Origin of the sequence: Pantoea sp. RG18, from assembly GCF_025910075.1 — a bacterium.
Lineage (GTDB): Bacteria > Pseudomonadota > Gammaproteobacteria > Enterobacterales > Enterobacteriaceae > Pantoea > Pantoea agglomerans.
This window is the reverse complement of record NZ_JAPCIL010000009.1, coordinates 213,496-234,256: the sequence shown is the minus strand read 5'-3', so window position 1 is coordinate 234,256 and position 20,761 is coordinate 213,496. Positions and strand designations below refer to the sequence as shown.

Sequence of the window (20,761 nt, the reverse complement as noted above, 5' to 3'; positions counted from 1 at the left end):
GATTGGCGTGCAGCAACTTTAATCAACGTTCTGCCCTGTCAAAACGTTGACGTCACAAGGATGCCCGCCAATGTGGTTACCCCGTTCTCTGCTCCTGCTCCTGCTCCTGTTCCTGCTCCCGGCCCTCTGCCCGATCGCTCTGGCCAGTTCGCTGCCGCTGATGCCCTGGCCGCAACAGGTGGAACAGCCCGCCAGCGGCGGCACGCTTATCCTGACGCCGCAGCTGACGCTGCAAATCGCCGGCGATCATCTGGCGGGTGCTGAAGCGCGCTGGCTGGAGCGAATCAGTAATCAGACCGGCTGGCCGCTGTTGCCCGCCACCCAGCCGGTGGCAGCACCGACTATCCGCATCGTCATTGCGAAGGCGGTGGATCCGCAGCCGCTGCCTGATAGCGATGAGAGCTATCAGTTGCAGGTCGATGGCGACGGCATCCTGTTAACCGCGCCCAGCCGTTTCGGCGCGATGCGCGGCATGGAAACCCTGCTGCAGCTGATACAAAACGGCGCACAGGGGACAACCATTCCTTACGTCACCATCCACGATCATCCGCGCTTTCCGTGGCGCGGCGTGCTGATCGACACGGCGCGTCACTTTATGCCGGTGGAGACGCTTAAACGGCAGATCGACGGCATCGCCGCCGCGCGGATGAACGTCTTTCACTGGCATCTTACTGACGATCAGGGCTGGCGCTTCGCCTCCAGCCACTATCCCCAGCTGCAGCAGAAAGCCAGCGATGGCAACTATTACAGTCAGCAGCAGATGCGGGAGATCGTGAAATATGCCACCGATCGCGGGGTGCGTGTGGTGCCGGAGCTGGATATGCCGGGACATGCTTCCGCGCTGGCGGTGGCGATGCCAGAGCTGATTAGCGCACCCGGCCCCTGGCAGATGGAGCGCGGCTGGGGCGTCTTTAAACCGCTGCTCGATCCCAGCAACGAACAGGTTTATCAGGTGATCGACACGCTGGTGGGTGAGATGGCGGCGATCTTCCCCGATCCCTGGCTGCACATTGGCGGCGATGAGGTGGATCCGACACAGTGGAACGACTCGCCTGCTATCCAGCAGTTTATGCGCGATCACGATCTGAAAGATGCCCATGCGCTTCAGGCATATTTCAATCAGCGGGTAGAGAAGATCCTGGAAGTCCATCACCGTCAGATGGTGGGCTGGGATGAGATTGCCCATCCCGATCTGCCGCGCAGCATTCTGATCCAGTCGTGGCAGGGCCAGGATGCGCTGAGCGCGCTGGCAAAAGAGAACTACCGCGGCATCCTCTCCACCGGTTTCTACCTTGATCAGCCTCAGCCTGCCAGCTATCACTACCGCAATGAGGTCACGCCACAGGGCCTCAACGGCCAGGATCGTCTGCGGCCAGGCGATCAGGCGCAGAGCTGGTCATTCACCATGCCGCGGCTGAAAGGCAGCCCGGTGAAGGGCAGCTTTACGCTGATACAGGGAGAACCAGGCTGGCGCGGTTTTATCGACTTCGATGGCAAAGCCCGCCGGATGGTCAGTCAGATCAACTGGCTCTCGACGCGGCAGGTGCGGTTTAGCGTGGATAGCTGGATGGGGCCGTTCCAGCCGGTGTTTACGCTGCAACAGAACGCCCTCAAAGGTTATGCAGAGGTAGGCAACGTGCGTTATCCCACCAGCGGTCAACGGCTGGCGCAGCCGCCTGTGGGCATCGCGCCCGCGCTGCCCACACCTGAGCAGGTGCAGCAAAATCTGCTGGGTGGCGAGGCGGCGCTGTGGGCGGAAAACATCAACAGCCAGATTATTGATACCAAATTGTGGCCGCGCGCCTTTGTGGTGGCCGAGCGGTTATGGTCGGCACAGGATGTCACCAATACCGACTCGATGTATTCGCGGCTGGCGGCGATGGATCGCTGGAGCAGCGTGTCGGTCGGAACGCTGCAACACGCGCAGACGGAGCAGCAGATGATGCGGCTGGCCAGTGGGCATGACATCGCCCCACTGCGGGTACTGGCTGAGGTGCTGGAACCGGCGCAATACTACACGCGCCAGCATCTCAAGTTTCAGGCGGGCCATTACGACTACCATGAACCCCTGAACCGGCTGGCAGACGTACTGCCCGCAGAGAGTGAGGCGGTACGTCAGCTGGAGCAGCAGGTCGCCGTGTTAATCGCCAATCGTAATAATCCGGCTGCCGCCTCTGCGGTTCGCGCGCCGCTGCAGCGCTGGCAGGCTAACACCAGCGCGGTGCTGCCGATCATTAACGCCAGTGCAACGCTGAAGCCGCTGGCACAGAGCGTGCAGCAGATCGAGGCGCTGAGCGCCATGGGCCTCGCGCTGGTTAATGCTTACGTTCGCAATCAGGCGTTTGGTGCCAGTGAAGTGGCGGAGATGCGTGCGACACTGGATGCCGCCGCAGAGGTACAGGATGAAACGGTGATTGCGCTGGTCAGGCCGCTGGAGACGCTGCTGCGCGCCTTTCAGTAAACGCTGCGGCCGGATAAACCGGCCATAGCGTCCTCAGGCCGGGCCGCTGACCGAGTGGCGGCGCACCAGGGTCGGGCTGAACATGTGGGTCACTTCCGGCAGCGGCTGATTGTTGGCCAGCGCCAGCGCCAGCTGGGCCGCCTGCTGCGCCATGGTGACAATCGGATAGCGGATGGTGGTGAGGCGCGGTCGCACATAGCGCGAAACCAGCACATCATCGAAGCCGATCAGCGACATCTCTTCCGGCACCCGAACGCCGTTATCGCTCAGCACCGCCAGCGCGCCGGCGGCCATTGAGTCGTTGTAGCAGGCGACGGCGGTGAAATTCTTGCCGCGACCCAGCAGTTCCGTCATCGCCTGCTCACCGCCCACTTCATCCGGTTCACCCCAGGTGACCAGCCGATCGCTGCACGGCAGGCCATGTTCTTTCAGCGCATCGTAGTAACCTTGCAGGCGATCTTCTGCATCGGAGATAGTGTGGGTCGAGCAGATAAAGGCGATATTCTGGTGGCCAAGCTGGATCAGATGACGGGTTGCCAGCCAGGCGCCGTAGCGGTCGTCGAGCGCGATACAGCGCTTTTCAAAGCCTTTTATCAGCCGGTTCAGCAGCACCATGCCAGGCACCTGCTTCATCAGCACTTCCAGTTCTGCATCGGGGATTTTCTTGGCGTGAACCACCAGCGCCGCGCAGCGGTGACGCATCAGTTGTTCAATCGCCTGCCGCTCTTTTTGCTCATTATGGTAACCGTTACCAATCAGCAAAAAGTTACCGGTGTCACCTGCCACCTCATCCACGGCTTTAACCATTGCGCCAAAAAAGGGATCGGAGACGTCACCGACAATCAGGCCGAGCGTTTCGGTCGATTGCTGCGCCAGCGCGCGTGCGTTGGCATTCGGGTGATACTGAAGCTGCTCCATCGCCTGACCTACGGCCTGTCGGGAGCTGTCGCTGGCTTTGGGAGAATTATTGATTACACGGGAGACTGTGGCGACAGAAACGCCAGCCAGTCGCGCAACATCCTTTATGGTAGCCATGCGTTGACCTGCTTTGGGGAAAACGTTTACACATCGCATCAGTGTTACGGAAAAGGGCTGACACATCAACCCGACAGAATGCCAGCGTCGTCGCAAAAAGGGGTAAAAACGGTCACTGCTGCACGTCTTCTGCTGAGGCGTCGCACCATGCTATGCTCAATCTCCCACCTGGCTACCGTGAAAAACAACGATGAAAACCAAAGTGCCACATCTGGCGCACTGGGGCGCCTTTACCGCCGTCACTGAAAACGATCGCCTGATTGGCTGCGAACCTTTCTTCGCCGATGCCGATCCGTCACCGATGATCCACACCATTCCTGAACTGGTCTATTCCGACAAACGCATTCGTCAGCCGATGGTGCGGCGCTCGTGGCTGAAGTCACGCGAAAAGAGCGACCGTACGCTGCGTGGCCGGGAGGATTTTGTTGCCGTCGACTGGGAAACAGCACTGGATCTGGTGGCGGAGGAGAATCGCCGCATTCGCGAGCGCTATGGCGCATCGGGCATTTTCAACGGCTCCTACGGCTGGTCATCGGCCGGTCGCGTCAACCACGCCCGCACTCTGGTTCGTCGCTTCTACTTTCAGGGCGGCGGCGGCGTTGATCAGCAGGGTAACTACAGCTGGGGCGCCGCGCAGTTCTTCCTGCCCTATGTGATTGGCACCTACATGCCGCTGACCGGGCGCGTCACCGAATGGCCGCAGGTGGTGGAACATGCCGAAATTTTTGTCGCCTTTGGTGGGCTGGCGCTGAAAAACGCCCAGGTCGCCTCGGGGGGCGCAGGGCAGCACAGCCTGAAACCGGCGCTGATGCAGCTGGCGGCCAAAGGCACGCCGGTGATCAACATCAGCCCGATGCGGGATGACTGCCCGGAATTTGTTAACGCCGAGTGGATTCCGATTCGCCCCAACACCGACGTGGCGCTGATGCTGGCGCTGGGTCATGAGATCACCCAGCGCGGCGCGGTTGACGAAGCGTTTCTCGCCAGCCACTGCACCGGCTGGCCGCAGCTGCGCGCCTATCTGCTGGGCGAAACCGACGGCGTGGCGAAAACCGCCGGCTGGGCCAGTCGTATCACCGGCATCCCGGCCGATCGCATTGTGCAGCTGGCGCAGCAGCTCACCGGCAAGCGCAGCTTTATTACCTGCTCCTATTCCGTTCAGCGCGCCCATCGCGGCGAACAGCCTTACTGGATGATGATTGCGCTGTCGTCGATGCTCGGCCAGCCAGGCCTGCCGGGCGCAGGTTTCTCCTTTGGTCACGGTTCGATGAACAGCGTCGGCAACCCGCGCCAGGAAGGTCCGGCTCCGATGATGAGCACCGGCCCGAATCCTTCCGGGCTGTCGATTCCGGTGGCGCGGATCAGCGATATGCTGCTCAATCCCGGCCAGCCTTACCGCTTTCAGGGCGAAACCCTGCACTATCCCGACATTCACATGGTGCACTGGGCGGGCGGCAATCCTTTCCATCATCACCAGCAGCTCAACCGGCTGGTGGAGGGCTGGCAGCGGCCCGATACGGTCGTGGTGCAGGATATCGTCTGGACACCCGCCGCGCAGATGGCGGACATCGTACTGCCCGCGACCACCACGCTGGAGCGCAATGACATCGGCGGCTCCTCCCGTGACCGCTTTGTGCTGGCGATGCATCAGGCGATTAAACCGCAGCATCAGGCGCGCAACGACTTCGATATTTTTGCTGACCTGGCGGAGCGCCTCGGCTACCGCGATACCTTCACCGAAGGGCGCAACGAGATGCAGTGGATCGCCCATCTTTATCAGCAGTGTGCGACGGCGCATCAGCGTAAAGGCATCGATTTCCCGTCGTTTGAGGAGTTCTGGCAGCGCGGCTTTGTGGAGATCCCCGAAGGGGGCAAACCCTATCAGTTTATGGATGATTTCCGTGCCGATCCGCAGGCCAATCCGATTAAAACTGCCAGCGGCAAAATCGAGCTCTTCAGCCAGACCATTGCGGACTACCAGCTGGACGATTTCGCCGGCCATCCGGAATGGCGTGAACCCCAGGAGTGGCTCGGTTCGCCGGTCAGCCGCGACTATCCGCTGCACATGATCTCGATTCAGCCTTCCGACCGGTTACACAGTCAGCTGGATGCTACAGAAACGGTGCAGGGCAATAAAACCGCCGGACATGAAACGCTCTACATGCATCCGCAGGATGCGGCCGCGCGCGGGCTGGTGGAGGGCGACGAGATAGAGGTGAGCAACGCACGCGGCGTGATGCTGGCGGGCGTGCGGATCACCGATGGCGTGACGCAGGGCGTAGTGATTATCGCCACCGGCGCCTGGTTTGATCCCGGCTTTGGCAAGGCGTGGCAGCCGCACGATCGCGCGGGTAACCCCAACGTGCTGACGCTCGACATCGGCACCTCGTCGCTGACGCAGGGGCCAAACGCCATGAGCTGCCTGGTGGAAATCAAAAAACATCAGGATTGCACAATAGCGTAAGGATCTCATGGCTGGTTACATTTTGCCGGTAACTGTTGCGTTTGAGAGATGGCAGCCGATCGATCCCTCTTGCTACATTCAGGGTCCCAGAGGTATTGATGGGTGAACATCAATAGATTTTCTTGATTACACCAACCTGCGCAGATGCGCAGGTTTTTTTTTGCCAGAAATCGGCTGCCGATAACGAACTGATACACAGTTTTCCTGTTATACGGCCAGCGCTTTCTTTATAACTGCTGGCACCAGCCCCTTTCTCTTTATTTTGCGCAGCGGAATGCCATGCCCCGGATTAAAAAACTACTGGGAAAAGACCAGATAAAAGCGCCGTTTAACCCTTTTCGTTTCCGACTGATCTGCCTGGGTGTCACGACCTGTCTGGTGGTGCTGCTGGCGCGCGTCGCGGACCTGCAGTTCCTGAATCAGCCGATGCTGGAGCACGAAGCGGATCAGCGATCGCTGCGTACCGTGACGCTGCCGACCAGTCGCGGCACGCTGCTGGATCGTAACGGTGAAGCGCTGGCGCTCAGCGTCCCGTCGCGCGACGTGATTGCCGATCCGCAGCGCGTGCTGGAGAGCAACCCCGATTTTACCAGTGCCAAATGGGCCTATCTGGCGGCGGCGCTCAACACCCGTCCCGAAGAGCTGGCGGCGCAGATCACCGCCAACCCGAAACGTCGTTTCCTCTATCTGGGGCGTAAAGTCGAGCTGGGCATTGCCAAAGATATTAAAGAGCTGAAGCTGAAAGGCATCAGCGAAGTCTATGACGACAGCCGTTTCTATCCGATGAGCGAGGCCTCTGCGCCGCTGATCGGCATCGTCGGGGCGGATAACGTCGGCCTGAACGGACTGGAAAAGGGCTTTGATAAAGTATTGCAGGGCGAGCCGGGCAAAGAGGTCTATCGGCAGGATGCCGCGGGCAATATCATCGCGATGATCAACTATCAGCCGCCAACCCAGCCGCCGACGGTACAGCTCAGCATCGACAAATATGACCAGTACACGCTCTACAGCAAACTGCGCGACGGCGTACTGATTAATAAGGCGGACTCGGGGGCGGCCGTGCTGGTGAAAATCGACACCGGCGAGATTCTGGCGATGGCCTCCTATCCCTCGTTCAACCCCAACAACTATGAAGGGGCAACGCCCGCGCAGATGCGTAACTCTGCCATCAATGACAGCTACGAACCGGGATCGACCGTCAAACCGTTAGTGGTGATGGAAGCGCTGGAGCGCCACCTGGTGCGCCCGGATTCGGTGATCGACACCACGCCTTACAGCGTTAACGGCCACCTGATCCGCGATGTCGGCCACTGGCCGCGCCTGACCATGACCGGCATTCTGCAAAAATCGAGCGACATCGGCGTGTCACACCTCGCGCTGGCGATGCCCGCCGAAGCGCTGGTCAACACCTATCATGCGTTCGGCCTTGGCAAACCAACCGGCTTAGGGCTGACCGGCGAAAGCGTCGGCTACTTTCCGTTGCACCGCACCCGCTGGGCAGATATCGAGCGGGCCACCTTCTCCTTTGGCTATGGCCTGCGTGTGACGCCGCTGCAGATTGCCCGCGAATACGCCACACTCGGCTCCTATGGCATTTACCGTCCGCTGTCGATCACCCGCGTTACGCCACCGGTCATGGGACGCCAGGTCGCCAACCCGGAAACGGTGAAAGAGGTGGTGCACATGCTGGAGAGTGACGTCCTGCCGGGCGGAACCGGGCTGAAAGCCGCGGTGCCGGGCTACCGTCTGGCAACCAAAACCGGTACGGCGGAAAAAATGGGCACCAGCGGCAAGTATGATGGCGGCTACGTCAACTACACCGCCGGGCTCGCTCCCGCCAGTCATCCTGAAGTGGCACTGGTGGTGATGATCAACCATCCGACGGCGGGCGATCACTTCGGTGGCTCGGTTGCTGCGCCGGTGTTCGGCAATATCATGGGACCGGTACTGAAACACATGAATATTGCACCGGATGCCATCTACACCAAACCGGCCGCCACGCCTTCAGATAAATCTTAGAAAAATCAGAGTGTAAGCGAGGCGTGAAGGATATTCACACCTCGTTGCACTTCCCCGAATTCGGTTGCGTTTTCCTGCTGTCTCCGCGCGGTCAATCAGTGCGAGGATAGCAGTCCCAGAGGTATTGATGGGTGTGAAAACAACACCGCTTCGGCAGTGAGACCCTGTTATTACACCAACCCACGCAGATGCGTGGGTTTTTTTTGCCTGCTCGCCTGAGCCTGCCGTTACCGCTGTAAAAACCCCCGCTAAATCAACATCGTTCTTAACGAAACCCTGACAGTTTGCCAATAGAAAGGCGCGTCGCCTTTCACTGATAATGGCCGCCGTGAAGCCTGGCGCTTTTTTGCTCGCCGCCGCTCACTGCCGCATTCCGCACGTTCCGGGATTTCTTTTTCTGCTTATCTGAAGAGTTCGACGATGACTCACCTTTCTCGCCCCACGCGTTCCTTTGGGCTTAAATGGCTGCTCCTGTTGCTGGTGGCGGCGATTGTCGCTGGGGTTATCTGGCGTCTGCTGGCGGCGGATCACGGGCCTGGCGAGGGGATGCCGTCGGGCAGACCGGGTGCGCATGGCATGATGGGCGGAGGGGCGACGCTGGTTCACAGCGGTGTCGCCAGCACGGCGGATGTGCCGGTGTGGCTGAATGCGCTCGGCACGGTCATCCCCAACGCCAGCGTCACGGTGACCAGCCGCGTTGACGGCCAGCTGGAGCAGGTTTTCTTTACTGAGGGGCAGAAAGTCAGCGCCGGGCAGCTGCTGGCGCAGATCGATCCGCGCAGCTTTCAGGCCACGCTGAACCAGTATCAGGGCGAACTCAGCGAAAACCAGGCGCTGCTGAAAAGTGCGGAGCTGACGCTGGCGCGCTACCGCAAACTGGCGGCGCAGGATGCACTGGCGCGTCAGGATCTGGACAGCCAGATTGCCACCGTCGGGCAGTATCGCGGTGCCGTCGCCGCCGATCAGGCGCAGATCGCCAGTGCGAAACTCAGCATTGAATATGCCCGGATCACCGCCCCGATCAGCGGGCGCGTCGGCCTGCGTCAGGTCGATCCCGGCAACATGGTTCAGAGTGCCAGCAGCACCGGCCTGGTGACTATTACCCAGATGCAGCCCGCCGCCGTGACCTTTAGCGTGCCACAAAGCGAAATCCCGACGCTGGTCAGCGTGCTGCATCAGGGACAGAGCCTGCCCGCCACGCTGTATGATCAGGACAACCAGCATCAGCTCGGCAGCGGCGAAGTGAAGTTCATCAGCAACCAGATCGACACCGCCACCGGCACCGTGGCGCTGAAAGCGGTGTTCGCTAACCAGGATGAGTCGCTGTTTGCCAATCAGTTTGTGAATCTGCGGCTGCAGACCCGGGTGCTGAAAGGCGCGACGGTGATCCCGGCCCAGGCGCTGCAGCTGAGCAGCGACGGCAGTTTTGTCTTTGTGATCAATCAGGATCACAGCGTTACGCGCAAAGCGGTCATCACCGGTCCCGCTTTCGGAGACGATCAGCAGGCGATCCTCAGCGGTGTTTCGCCGGGCGATCGGCTGGTGACGGAAGGGATCGATCGTCTGACCAGCGGCAGCAAAGTGTCGCTGGCTGATGAGACGCCCGCCGCTGCGGGTGCTGTGTCGAAATGAACCCATCACGCCTGTTTATTCTGCGTCCGGTCGCCACCATTCTGCTGATGGTCGGCGTGCTGATCGCCGGCATTTTTGCCTGGAAATTCCTCTCAACCTCGGCGCTGCCACAGGTCGACTATCCGATCATTCAGGTCACCACGCTCTATCCGGGTGCCAGCCCGGATGTGATGGCGTCGTCGGTCACCTCACCGCTGGAGCGCCAGTTAGGGCAGATGGCGGGGCTGAGCCAGATGAGCTCCACCAGTGCCAGCGGCTCCTCGATCATTACCCTGAAGTTCAGCCTCGATCTGTCGCTGGATGTCGCCGAGCAGGAGGTGCAGGCAGCGATCAATGCGGCGAATAACCTGCTGCCCGACGACCTGCCCAATCCGCCGACCTACAAAAAGGTTAATCCGGCGGACAGCGCGGTGGTAACGCTGGCGGCCAGTTCCAGCACGCTGCCGTTGACCACGGTGCAGGATCTGGTCAACACCCGGGTGGCGCTGAAGCTGTCGCAGATCTCCGGCGTCGGGATGGTGACGCTGGCGGGCGGCCACCAGCCGGCGATTCGGGTGCAGATGAATCCTCAGGCGCTGGCGGCGCATCATCTGACGCTGGAGGCGGTAAATACGCTGATTGGCAACAGCAACGTCAATGGCTCCAAAGGCGGCTTTGACGGGAAATATCATTCGGTGACCATTGACGCCAACGACCAGCTGCGCACCGCAACCGAGTACGGCAACCTCATCCTCAGCTATGAGAATGGCGCGGCGCTGCGCCTGAAAGATATCGCCCACATTGAACAGGGCCCGGAAAACAGCTTCCAGTCGGCGTGGGCCAACAACCAGCCCGCGATTGTGATCAGCGTGCAGCGCCAGCCGGGCGCGAACGTGATCCAGGTGGTGGACAACATCAAGGCGCAGCTCCCCGCGCTGCAGGCGGCACTGCCGGAGGGGGTGAAGATGACCATTCTCTCCGATCGCACCCAGACCATTCGCGCCTCGATCAGTGACGTGCAGTTTGAGCTGATGCTGTCGATTGCGCTGGTGGTGATGGTGACTTTCCTGTTCCTGCGCAACGTGGCCGCCACGCTGATTCCGAGCGTGGCGGTGCCGCTGTCGCTGGTCGGCACCTTTGGTGTGATGTATCTGGCGGGCTTCAGCCTGAATAATCTGTCGCTGATGGCGCTGACTATCGCCACCGGTTTTGTCATTGATGACGCCATCGTGGTGGTCGAGAACATCTCCCGGCGGCTGGAGCAGGGTGAGTCGCCCATGGAAGCCGCGCTGAAAGGCTCCCAGCAGATTGGCTTCACCATCATCTCGCTGACCTTTTCCCTTATTGCGGTGCTGATCCCGCTGCTGTTTATGGGCGATGTAGTCGGGCGACTGTTCCGGGAGTTCGCGATTACCCTGGCGGTGGCAATTCTGGTGTCGATGGTGGTGTCGCTGACCCTGACACCGATGCTGTGTGCATATCTGCTGCGCCACATTCCGCCAGAACAGCAGTCGACGTTTGCCCGCAAGGGCGGCGAGCTGTTTGATGCCCTGGTGCGCGGCTATGACCGGCTGCTGACCGTGGTACTGAATCATCAGAAACTGACGCTGCTGGTGGCGCTGGCCACCTTCGGGCTGACGGCGCTGCTCTACATGATGGTGCCGAAAGGCTTCTTCCCGACCCAGGATACCGGGCTGATTCAGGGTATTACCGTCGCCTCACAGGACGTCTCGTTTAACGCCATGGCAACGCGCCAGCAGGCGTTGTCGGCGCGGATCCTGAAAAACCCGGCGGTGGAGAGCGTCTCATCGACGATCGGCATCGACGGCACCAACACCAGCCTTAACAGCGGACGATTGCAGATCAACCTGAAGCCGTTTGGCTCCCGCGATCTCAGCGCCAGCGAGGTGATCAGCCAGCTGAAACAGGCGACTGCCGATGTGGCGGGTATCCGGCTCTATCTGCAACCGGCGCAGGATCTCACCGTCAACGATCAGGTCTCGCCGAGTCAGTATCAGTTCACCCTCGATGATGCCGACAGCGAAAACCTGGTCAGCGAGTCGCCGAAACTGGTGGCGGCGTTGCAGCAGCGGCCCGAGTTTAATGGCATGGTGAGTAACCTGCAGGATCAGGGGCGCGTCTCTTACGTTGAGCTGAACCGCGATAAAGCGGCGCGCTTCGGCATTACTGCCTCGGACGTGGACACCGCGCTCTATAACGCCTTTGGTCAGCGGCTGGTCTCGACCATCTTCACCCAGTCGAATCAGTATCGGGTGGTGCTGGAAGTGGCTCCGGCATACCAGCAGGGTCCGGCGTCGTTTGATGATGTCTGGCTGCAATCGTCCGGCAGCAGCAGTTCGGCGTCGTCATCCACCAGCACGACTTCATTAACGTCTTCGTCTTCGTCGACGTCCACTTCAGCCTCTGACACCAGCGCCAGCACGACCAGCAGCGGCATGGTCAAACTCACTGCTATCGCCACTATCCACCAGCGCACCGGTTCGCTGATGCACATGCGGCTGAATCAGTTCCCGGCGGTGATGATCTCCTTCAACCTTAATCCGGGCTATTCGCTGGAGGATGGACAGCGGGCGATCGCGGAAGTACGGCAGCAGCTGCAGCTGCCGGAGAGCACCACGCTGCGTTATCAGGGGGAAACCTCGGCGTTTCAGAGCGCCACCGGCAACACGCTGTGGCTGATTCTGGCGGCGCTGATCACCATGTATGTGGTGCTCGGCATCCTCTACGAGAGCTTTATCCATCCGGTGACCATCCTCTCTACGCTGCCGTCGGCGGCGGTGGGCGCGTTGCTGACGCTGCTACTGGCGGGCACCGAATTCAGCCTGATTGCGCTGATTGGGGTGATCCTGCTGATCGGCATCGTGAAAAAGAACGCCATCATGATGATCGACTTCGCGCTGGAGGCGGAACACCATCAGCAACTCAGCGCGCGCGACGCGATTCATCAGGCCTGTCTGCTGCGCTTCCGCCCGATTCTGATGACGACGATGGCGGCGCTGCTGGGTGCGCTACCGCTGATGCTGGCCTCCGGCTCCGGGGCAGAGCTGCGTCAGCCGCTGGGGCTGGTGATTGTCGGTGGGCTGATTGTCAGTCAGGTGCTGACGCTCTTCTCCACGCCGGTCATCTACCTCCTGTTTGATGGGCTGGCGCAGCGCGGTAACGCCTGGGTGAAACGCCGTCAGCAGCGGGCGCGGAGCGGGCAATGAATCTGACCCGGCTGTTTATCTTTCGTCCGGTGGCGACGCTGCTGCTGACGCTGGCGATCCTGCTGCTGGGCGCGCTGGGCTACCGGCTGCTGCCGGTAGCACCACTGCCGCAGGTCGATTTCCCTACCATCATGGTCAGCGCCAGCCTGGCAGGTGCCAGCCCGGAAACCATGGCGGCGACGGTCGCTACGCCGCTGGAACGTTCGCTGGGGCAGATTGCCGGTATTAGTGAGATGACCTCCAGCAGCTCGCAGGGCTCCAGCAGCATCATCCTGCAGTTTGAACTGGACCGCGATATCAATGGCGCGGCGCGCGACGTGCAGGCGGCAATCAACGCAGCGCGCAGCCTGCTGCCCAGCGCAATGGCCTCGCTGCCGACCTATCGAAAAGCCAACCCGTCAGACGCGCCAATAGTAATGCTGGCGCTGACCTCTGCCACCCGCACGCCAGGCGAACTCTACGATCTGGCGGAGAGCAAAATCGAACAGGCGATGGGGCAGGTACAGGGCGTCGGCGAAGTGTCGCTGATGGGCAGCGCCTTACCGGCGGTGCGGATTGATCTGCAGCCGCTGAAGCTGACCCATTACGGCATCTCGCTGGAGACGGTGCGTGCCGCCGTCGCCAACAGTACCACTAATCTGCCTAAAGGGATCTTACAGGGCAGTGACCAGTCGTGGCTGGTGGACAGCAACGGCCAGCTGGAGAAGGCGGCCAGCTACCGCGATCTGATCATCACTTATCAGCAGGGCAACGCGGTGCGACTGCGCGACGTCGCTACGGTCTATGACTCGGTGGAAGATCGCTATCAGGCGGGGTTTCTGAATGCCACACCGGCGGTGATGATCGGTATCAAACGTCAGGCGGGTGCCAACATGCTGGAAACCATCGACGCGATAAAAGCGCAGTTGCCACAGCTGGAAAAGAGTCTGCCCGCTGACAGCCAGCTGAACGTGGTGGTTGACCGTTCGCCTGGCGTGCGCGCCTCGCTGTATGACACCGAAGAGACGCTGCTGATCGCAGTGCTGCTGGTGATTGCGGTGGTGTTTATTTTTCTGCGCAATCTGCAGGCGGTGATCATTCCGGCGCTGGCACTGCCGGTGTCGCTGATCGGCACCTGCGCGGTGATGTATCTGCTGGGATACAGCCTGGATAACCTGTCGCTGATGGCGTTGATTATCGCCACCGGCTTCGTGGTGGATGATGCGATTGTGGTGCTGGAGAACATCACCCGTCACATTGAGCGCGGGCTGAGCCCGCTGCGGGCAGCGCTGCGCGGGGCGCAGGAGGTGAGCTTTACCGTGCTGTCGATGACCGTGTCGCTGATCGCGGTGTTCATCCCAATCCTGCTGATGGGCAGTATTGTCGGGCGGCTGTTCCGCGAATTCGCCGTGACGCTCACCGTGTCGCTGCTGATCTCGCTGTTTGTCTCGCTGAGTCTGACGCCGATGCTCTGCGCCCGGCTGCTGAAACCGAAACCGCCCGTCAGCCTGCGGCCGCATCCGCTTTATCAGTTGATTGAAAACCAGCTGAATCGCCTGCTGGCCGCCTACGGACGCGGGCTGGCCTGGGTAATGCGCCATCAGAAGCTGACGCTGCTCAGCCTGCTGCTGACCGTACTACTGAATGTTTTTCTCTTCGTCGTGGTGCAGAAGGGCTTTTTCCCCAATCAGGATACCGGGCTGCTGATGGGTGCGCTGCGCGCCGATCAGAACATCTCGTTCCAGGCGATGAAGCCGAAAATGCTGATGTTCACGCAGATCATTCAGGAAGACCCGGCGGTAGAGAGCGTGATGTCGTCGATGGGCAGCGGGATGTTTGGCTCCCGCAACAGCGCCAACTTCTTTGTGCGGCTTAAAGATTTTGATCAGCGCGATGCGACCGCCACCGAGGTGGCCAACCGGCTGACGCGCAAAACCAGTCACATCGCCGGGGCGCAGATGTTCCTGATGGCGGCGCAGGACCTGCACATTGGCGGACGCAGCGCCAACGCCACGTATCAGTACAGCCTGCAGGCGGACGATCTCGATCTGCTGCGCACCTGGACGCCGAAAGTGCAGGCGGCGCTGGCGGCGATCCCCGAGCTTAACAGCGTGGACTCCGATTCGCAGACCGGCGGCCAGGAGGTAGAGCTGACCATCGATCGTGATCGCGCCACCCGGCTGGGCGTCAACGTGAACATGCTGGATACGCTGCTGAATAATGCGTTCAGCCAGCGGCAGATCGCCACGCTCTATCACACCCTGAATCAGTATCACGTGGTGATGTCACTGCAGGATAGCGACACTGCCAATCCCGAGACGCTGCAGCAGCTTTATGTGATTAACGACAGCGGTGACCGCGTGCCGCTCTCCGCCTTTGCCCGCTTCAGCGGCGGCAACGCGCCGCTGTCGGTGGCGCATCAGGGCCAGGCCGCTACCAGCACCCTGGCGTTTAATCTCAACGAGGGTGTGTCACTGGAACAGGCGCAGGAACTGATAAAACAGGCGATGGCGAAGCTGGGCCTGCCGTCGACCCTTCATGCCGGTTTTGCCGGCACCGCCGCCGCCTTTTCTCAGCTGACCGCGACCATGCCGTGGCTGATTCTGGCGGCGCTGGCGGCGGTCTATCTTGTGCTCGGCGTGCTCTATGAGAGCTACATCCATCCGCTGACCATTCTTTCGACCCTGCCGTCAGCGGGCGTCGGCGCGCTGTTACTGCTGCTGCTGACCGGCACGCAGCTCACGGTAATCGCGCTGATTGGCATCATCCTGCTGATAGGCATCGTGAAAAAGAACGCCATCATGATGATCGATTTCGCCATCGACGCGGAGCGGCGGCAGGGCATGTCGCCACAGCAGGCGATCACCCAGGCGTGCCTGATGCGCTTCCGGCCCATCATGATGACCACGCTGGCCGCCTTTTTCGGCGCGTTGCCGCTGGCGCTGGGCAACGGCGGTGATGCCGATCTGCGCAGCCCGCTGGGCATCGCTATTGCGGGCGGACTGGCGCTCAGCCAGCTGCTGACGCTGTTTACCACGCCGGTTGTTTATCTTTGGCTCGATCGTCTGGGCCGTGCCACTCAACGTCAATGGCGTCGTCTGCGCCCTACGGAATCCTGATCCATGAAACCGCTTATCCCCTTTGTTGTGATGCTGCTGAGCGGCTGTAGCGTCGGTCCCGACTATCAGCGCCCCGCGATGGCGATGCCGGTCCACTATAAAGAGGCCAGAGGCTGGCAGCAGGCGACGCCGCTTGATGCGCAAAGCAAAGGCGAATGGTGGGCGGTTTATCACGACGCCACCCTGAGCGGCCTGCTGAACCAGGTGAGCATCTCGAACCAGAACGTGGCGAATTATGCCGCGCAGTACCGGCAGGCACAGGCGCTGGCGAGTGAGTCACGCGCGGCGCTGTTTCCCTCGCTGGGCTATGACGGCAGCGCGACGCGCAGCGGCAGCCACGCGACTGACAGCAGCGTTCGCACCACCAGCAGCAGCCATCAGGCGGAGCTGAGCGCCAGCTGGGAGCTGGATCTGTGGGGCAAACTGCGACGCACGCTGGAGGAGAACCGCGCCAGCGCCTCGGCCAGCGCGGCGGAACTGGCCAATATCACCCTGAGCGCCCAGTCTGAACTGGCGCAGGACTATTTCCAGCTGCGCATCATGGATCAGAAAATCGCGCTCTATCAGCAGAGCGTTGATGCTTATCAGCGCTATCTGAAAGTGATTACCAGCCAGTATCAGGCGGGCACCGCGTCGCGTGCCACCCTGGCTCAGGCGCAGCTGCAGCTGGAGAGCGCCAGCGCCTCGGCGCAGGATTATCAGTGGCAGCGCGCGCAGATGGAGCACGCCATTGCGCTGCTGATCGGCAAAGCACCCGCTGAATTCAGCCTGACCGCCGCACCGCTGACGGCCACGCTGCCCGCGATTCCGGCAGCCCTGCCGGGCGAGCTGTTGCAGCGCCGTCCTGACATTGCTTACGCCGAACGTAACATGGCCGCCGCCAATGCTGCGGTGGGCGTGGCGGTAGCCGGTTACTATCCCGACCTGACCCTGAGCGCCAGCGGTGGCGTCAGTTCTTCCGTGCTGCATTCGCTCTTCTCGCTGCCGAACCGCGTCTGGTCGCTGGGGCCGGAGCTGAGCGGCACGCTGCTGGATTTTGGTGCGACCGCAGCACAGGTCGATCAGGCACGAGCGGGCTGGGATGCCAGCGTTGCGACCTATCGTCAGACGGTGCTGGCCGCAATGCAGGAGGTGGAAGATAAGCTGGTGGAGCTGAACACGTTGCAGGGTGAGATCGCCGCGCAGCAGCGCGCCACCGACGCGGCGCAGACCTCGGCGCGGGTGACGCGTTTGCAGTATGAGGCGGGCATGATTACGTATCTGGATGTGGCGACCACCGAAAACAGCCGCCTGAGTGCGCAGCAGAGTTTGCTGACGCTGCAGAGCACGCAGTGGGTCAGCAGTGTGGCGCTGATTGCGGCACTCGGCGGTGGCTGGCAGGCACCCTGAAGGCGGCGTCAGGTTACCGATAATTCTGTTGTCGAACCGCGTCAAATCCTGCATCGTGAGGGGCTATTTTCACGATGCTAAGGAGCCGGCATGGTTTTCACACTATTGCGCCTGATATTTCGCCTGTTATGGCGGGTCGAACTGCGTGGCGACGTCGCCGAACTGCATAAGCAGAAGGTATTGATCACGCCGAACCATATGTCGTTTCTCGACGGCATATTGCTGGCGCTATTTTTGCCGATTAAGCCGGTCTATGCGGTCTATTCGACCATCAGCGAAAGCTGGTTTATGCGGCTGGTTAAACCCTTTATCGACTATGTGCCGCTTGATCCCACCAAACCCATGGCGCTCAAACAGCTGGTCAGGCTGATCGACAGTGGCCGTCCGGTGGTGATCTTCCCGGAAGGACGCATTACCGTCACAGGATCGCTGATGAAGATCTACAGCGGGGCGGGTTTTGTCGCGGCGCGTTCGGGCGCGAATGTGGTGCCGATGCGCATTGAAGGCGCAGAGTACACGCCGTTTGGTCGTCTGGCGGGCGTGTTTAAACGTCGCCTGTTCCCGCGCATCACCCTGACGATTCTGCCCGCCACCCGCATTCCGATGCCGGAGGCGAAACGGGCGCGCGATCGGCGCGTGCTGGCCGGTGAGCATCTGCATCATGTGATGATGGAAGCGCGCATGGCGGTGCGTCCGCGTGAAACCCTGTTTGAGGCATTTCTGGCGGCGCGTACGCGTTATGGCGCGTTTAAGCGCTGCATCGAAGATGTCAATTTCAAACCTGACAGCTACAACGGACTGCTGAAGAAGGCGCTGGGCGTGGGCCGTATTCTGGAGCGCTACAGCCAGCCGCGCGAAGTGGTAGGACTGCTGCTGCCCAATACCACCGTCACGGCGGCGGCGATTTTCGGGGCATCCCTGCGCGGACGTGTTCCGGCGATGCTCAACTATACGGCGGGCGTGAACGGCATGCGGGCGGCACTGACCGCCGCGCAGATCAAAACGGTCTTCACGTCGCGCCAGTTCCTGGACAAAGGCAACCTGTGGCATCTGCCACAGGGGCTCGATGATGTGCAGTGGATCTATCTGGAAGATCTGAAAGATACCGTGACCAGTAAGGACAAACTGTGGATCGTCGCCCATCTGCTGATGCCGCATCGCGCACAGCTGCCCCAGCAGCCGGAAGACGCCGCGATGGTACTGTTTACCTCCGGCTCGGAAGGCAATCCTAAAGGGGTGGTGCATTCGCATAAAAGCCTGCTGGCGAACGTTGAACAGATCCGCACCATCGCCGACTTCACCCCGCGCGACCGCTTTATGTCGGCGCTGCCGCTGTTCCATGCGTTTGGTCTGACCGTCGGGCTGTTTACGCCGCTGATGACCGGCGCGCAGGTGTTCCTCTATCCCAGCCCGCTGCACTATCGCATCGTGCCGGAGCTGGTCTATGACCGCAACTGCACCGTGCTGTTTGGCACCTCGACCTTCCTCGGCAACTACGCGCGCTTTGCCGCGCCCTATGATTTTGCCCGCCTGCGCTATGTGGTGGCGGGGGCGGAGAAGCTGCAGGAGAACACCCGTCAGCTCTACATGGAGAAGTATGGCATTCGCATTCTTGAAGGCTACGGCGTAACCGAATGCGCGCCAGTGGTCGCGATTAACGTGCCGATGGCGGCGAAGGCGCACACCGTCGGACGCATTCTGCCGGGCATGGATTCGCGGCTGATGTCGGTGCCGGGCATTGAGCAGGGCGGACGGCTGCAACTGCGCGGACCGAACGTGATGAAGGGCTATCTGCGGGTTGAGAATCCAGGCGTGCTGGAAGTGCCGGTCGCCGACGATGGCGAAGGCAATCAGGAAGCGGGCTGGTATGACACGGGTGATATCGTCAGCTTTGATGACGGCGGTTTCTGCCAGATTCAGGGGCGCGCCAAACGCTTCGCGAAGATTGCCGGTGAGATGGTGTCGCTGGAGATCGTCGAGCAGATCGCTCTGAAAGCGTCGCCGGACAAACAACATGCCGCCTCGCTGCGCCCGGATGGTCAGCGTGGTGAGGCGCTGGTGCTGTTCACCACCGACGCTGAACTGGCGCGCGACAGCCTGCAGAAAGCGGCCCGCGAGCTGGGGGCGCCAGAACTGGCGCTGCCGCGTGATATCCGGGTGATGAAGCAGTTGCCGCAGCTGGGCAGCGGTAAACCCGATTACGTCACGCTGAAAAAAATGGCGGAAGAGGAGCAGGCATGAGCCTTGATCGTAATGCGCCGCTGATGTCACGCGGCATGATCGCCGTGATTATCGCCCAGTTCTTTTCGGCCTTCGGCGATAACGCGCTGCTGTTTGCCACGCTGGCCGTGCTGAAAAGCCAGTTCTATCCCGACTGGAGTCAGCCGGTGCTGCAGATGCTCTTTGTCGCAGCCTACATTCTGCTGGCACCGTTTGTCGGTCAGGTCGCGGACAGCATGGCAAAAGGGCGGGTGATGATGCTCGCCAACAGCCTGAAGCTGCTGGGCGCGCTGGTGATCTGCTTCGGCTTCAACCCCTTCCTCGGATATACCCTGGTGGGCGCGGGCGCAGCCGCTTACTCTCCGGCTAAATATGGCATCCTCGGTGAGATCACTCACGGCGAGAAGCTGGTGAAAGCCAACGGGCTGATGGAGGGATCGACCATCGCCGCCATTCTGCTCGGCTCAGTGGCGGGTGGGATGCTGGCTGACTGGCATCTGCTGGCGGCGCTGGGGATCTGTGCGCTGACCTACGGCATTGCCGTGGTGGCCAACCTGTTTATCCCGAAACTGCAGGCGGCGCGTCCTGGTCAGAGCTGGCAGCTGGGTATGATGGTACGCAGTTTTTTCAGTGCTGCCGCGCTGCTATGGCGTGATGCGGAGACGCGCTTCTCGCTGCTCGGCACCAGCCTGTTCTGGGGCGCAGGCGTGACGCTGCGTTTTCTGCTGGTGCTGTGGGTGCCGGTGGCGCTGGGCATCAGTGACAACACCACGCCAACGACCCTGAATGCCATGGTGGCGATCGGGATTGTGATTGGGGCGGCGGCGGCGGCGAAGCTGGTGACGCTTGAAACGGTGCGTCGCTGTATGCCAGCCGGTGTGCTGATTGGTGTGATGGTCGTCGTCTTCGCGCTGCAGCATTCTCTGCTGAATGCCTATCTGGTGCTGATGCTGATTGGCGCGCTGGGCGGTTTCTTTGTGGTGCCGCTGAATGCACTGCTGCAGGCGCGGGGCAAAGAGAGCGTCGGTTCAGGTAATGCGATTGCGGTGCAGAATCTGGGTGAGAACAGCGCCATGCTGATCATGCTGGGGCTCTATACGCTGGCGATCAAGGCGGGTGCACCTGCGGTGGCGACGGGCGTCGGTTTTGGCGTGCTGTTTGCGCTGGCGATAGCGCTGCTGTGGCTGTGGCGTCCGGCTAAGCGTTAAGCGATTCACCGCCTCTCTCCGGGATAGCC

Annotated in this window: 10 protein-coding genes; 9 read left to right on the top strand and 1 reads right to left on the bottom strand. The window is 61.1% G+C overall.

The window, feature by feature from the left end; translation table 11 throughout:
* The first annotated feature begins 70 nt into the window (after positions 1–70).
* Complete coding sequence (locus tag OK409_RS12110) at positions 71–2,461, top strand: beta-N-acetylhexosaminidase (protein ID WP_264367113.1); 2,391 nt, start codon at positions 71–73, stop codon at positions 2,459–2,461.
* A gap of 33 nt (positions 2,462–2,494) precedes the next feature.
* Here the strand turns inward: OK409_RS12110 and galR are convergent, their stop codons facing one another.
* Positions 2,495–3,496, bottom strand: coding sequence for an HTH-type transcriptional regulator GalR (gene galR, locus OK409_RS12105; RefSeq protein ID WP_010251726.1), 1,002 nt, complete (start codon positions 3,494–3,496; stop codon positions 2,495–2,497).
* A 190-nt stretch (positions 3,497–3,686) separates the two neighbouring features.
* Between galR and OK409_RS12100 the strand changes: the two genes are divergently transcribed.
* From OK409_RS12100 to lplT, 8 genes are all read left to right on the top strand, one after another.
* Positions 3,687–5,960 (top strand): molybdopterin guanine dinucleotide-containing S/N-oxide reductase, encoded by a 2,274-nt coding sequence (locus OK409_RS12100; protein WP_033769514.1) that lies wholly within the window; start codon positions 3,687–3,689, stop codon positions 5,958–5,960.
* A gap of 279 nt (positions 5,961–6,239) precedes the next feature.
* A complete protein-coding gene (locus tag OK409_RS12095; protein WP_010251720.1) occupies positions 6,240–7,979 on the top strand; it encodes a penicillin-binding transpeptidase domain-containing protein in 1,740 nt (579 codons plus the stop codon).
* 420 nt (positions 7,980–8,399) lie between these two features.
* A complete protein-coding gene (locus OK409_RS12090) occupies positions 8,400–9,611 on the top strand; it encodes an efflux RND transporter periplasmic adaptor subunit (protein WP_264367112.1) in 1,212 nt (403 codons plus the stop codon).
* Positions 9,608–12,817, top strand: coding sequence for an efflux RND transporter permease subunit (locus OK409_RS12085; protein WP_264367111.1), 3,210 nt, complete (start codon positions 9,608–9,610; stop codon positions 12,815–12,817). Before OK409_RS12090 ends, OK409_RS12085 begins: the two co-directional genes overlap by 4 nt.
* On the top strand, positions 12,814–15,915 hold the full coding sequence (locus tag OK409_RS12080; RefSeq protein WP_264367110.1) for a multidrug efflux RND transporter permease subunit: 3,102 nt from the start codon (positions 12,814–12,816) through the stop codon (positions 15,913–15,915). The genes OK409_RS12085 and OK409_RS12080 overlap by 4 nt, the downstream gene beginning before the upstream one ends.
* Positions 15,916–15,918: 3 nt before the next feature.
* Positions 15,919–17,304 carry an efflux transporter outer membrane subunit gene (locus OK409_RS12075; protein ID WP_250488932.1) on the top strand — a complete coding sequence of 462 codons (1,386 nt, stop codon included), beginning with the start codon at positions 15,919–15,921 and terminating at the stop codon, positions 17,302–17,304.
* Positions 17,305–17,394: 90 nt separating this feature from the next.
* Entirely contained in the window at positions 17,395–19,545 is a 2,151-nt protein-coding gene (gene aas, locus OK409_RS12070; protein ID WP_010671792.1) for a bifunctional acyl-ACP--phospholipid O-acyltransferase/long-chain-fatty-acid--ACP ligase, read from the top strand.
* Positions 19,542–20,732: a lysophospholipid transporter LplT gene (gene lplT / locus OK409_RS12065; RefSeq protein WP_010251689.1), complete on the top strand. Its 1,191-nt coding sequence runs from the start codon at positions 19,542–19,544 to the stop codon at positions 20,730–20,732. The genes aas and lplT overlap by 4 nt, the downstream gene beginning before the upstream one ends.
* Positions 20,733–20,761: the final 29 nt, after the last annotated feature.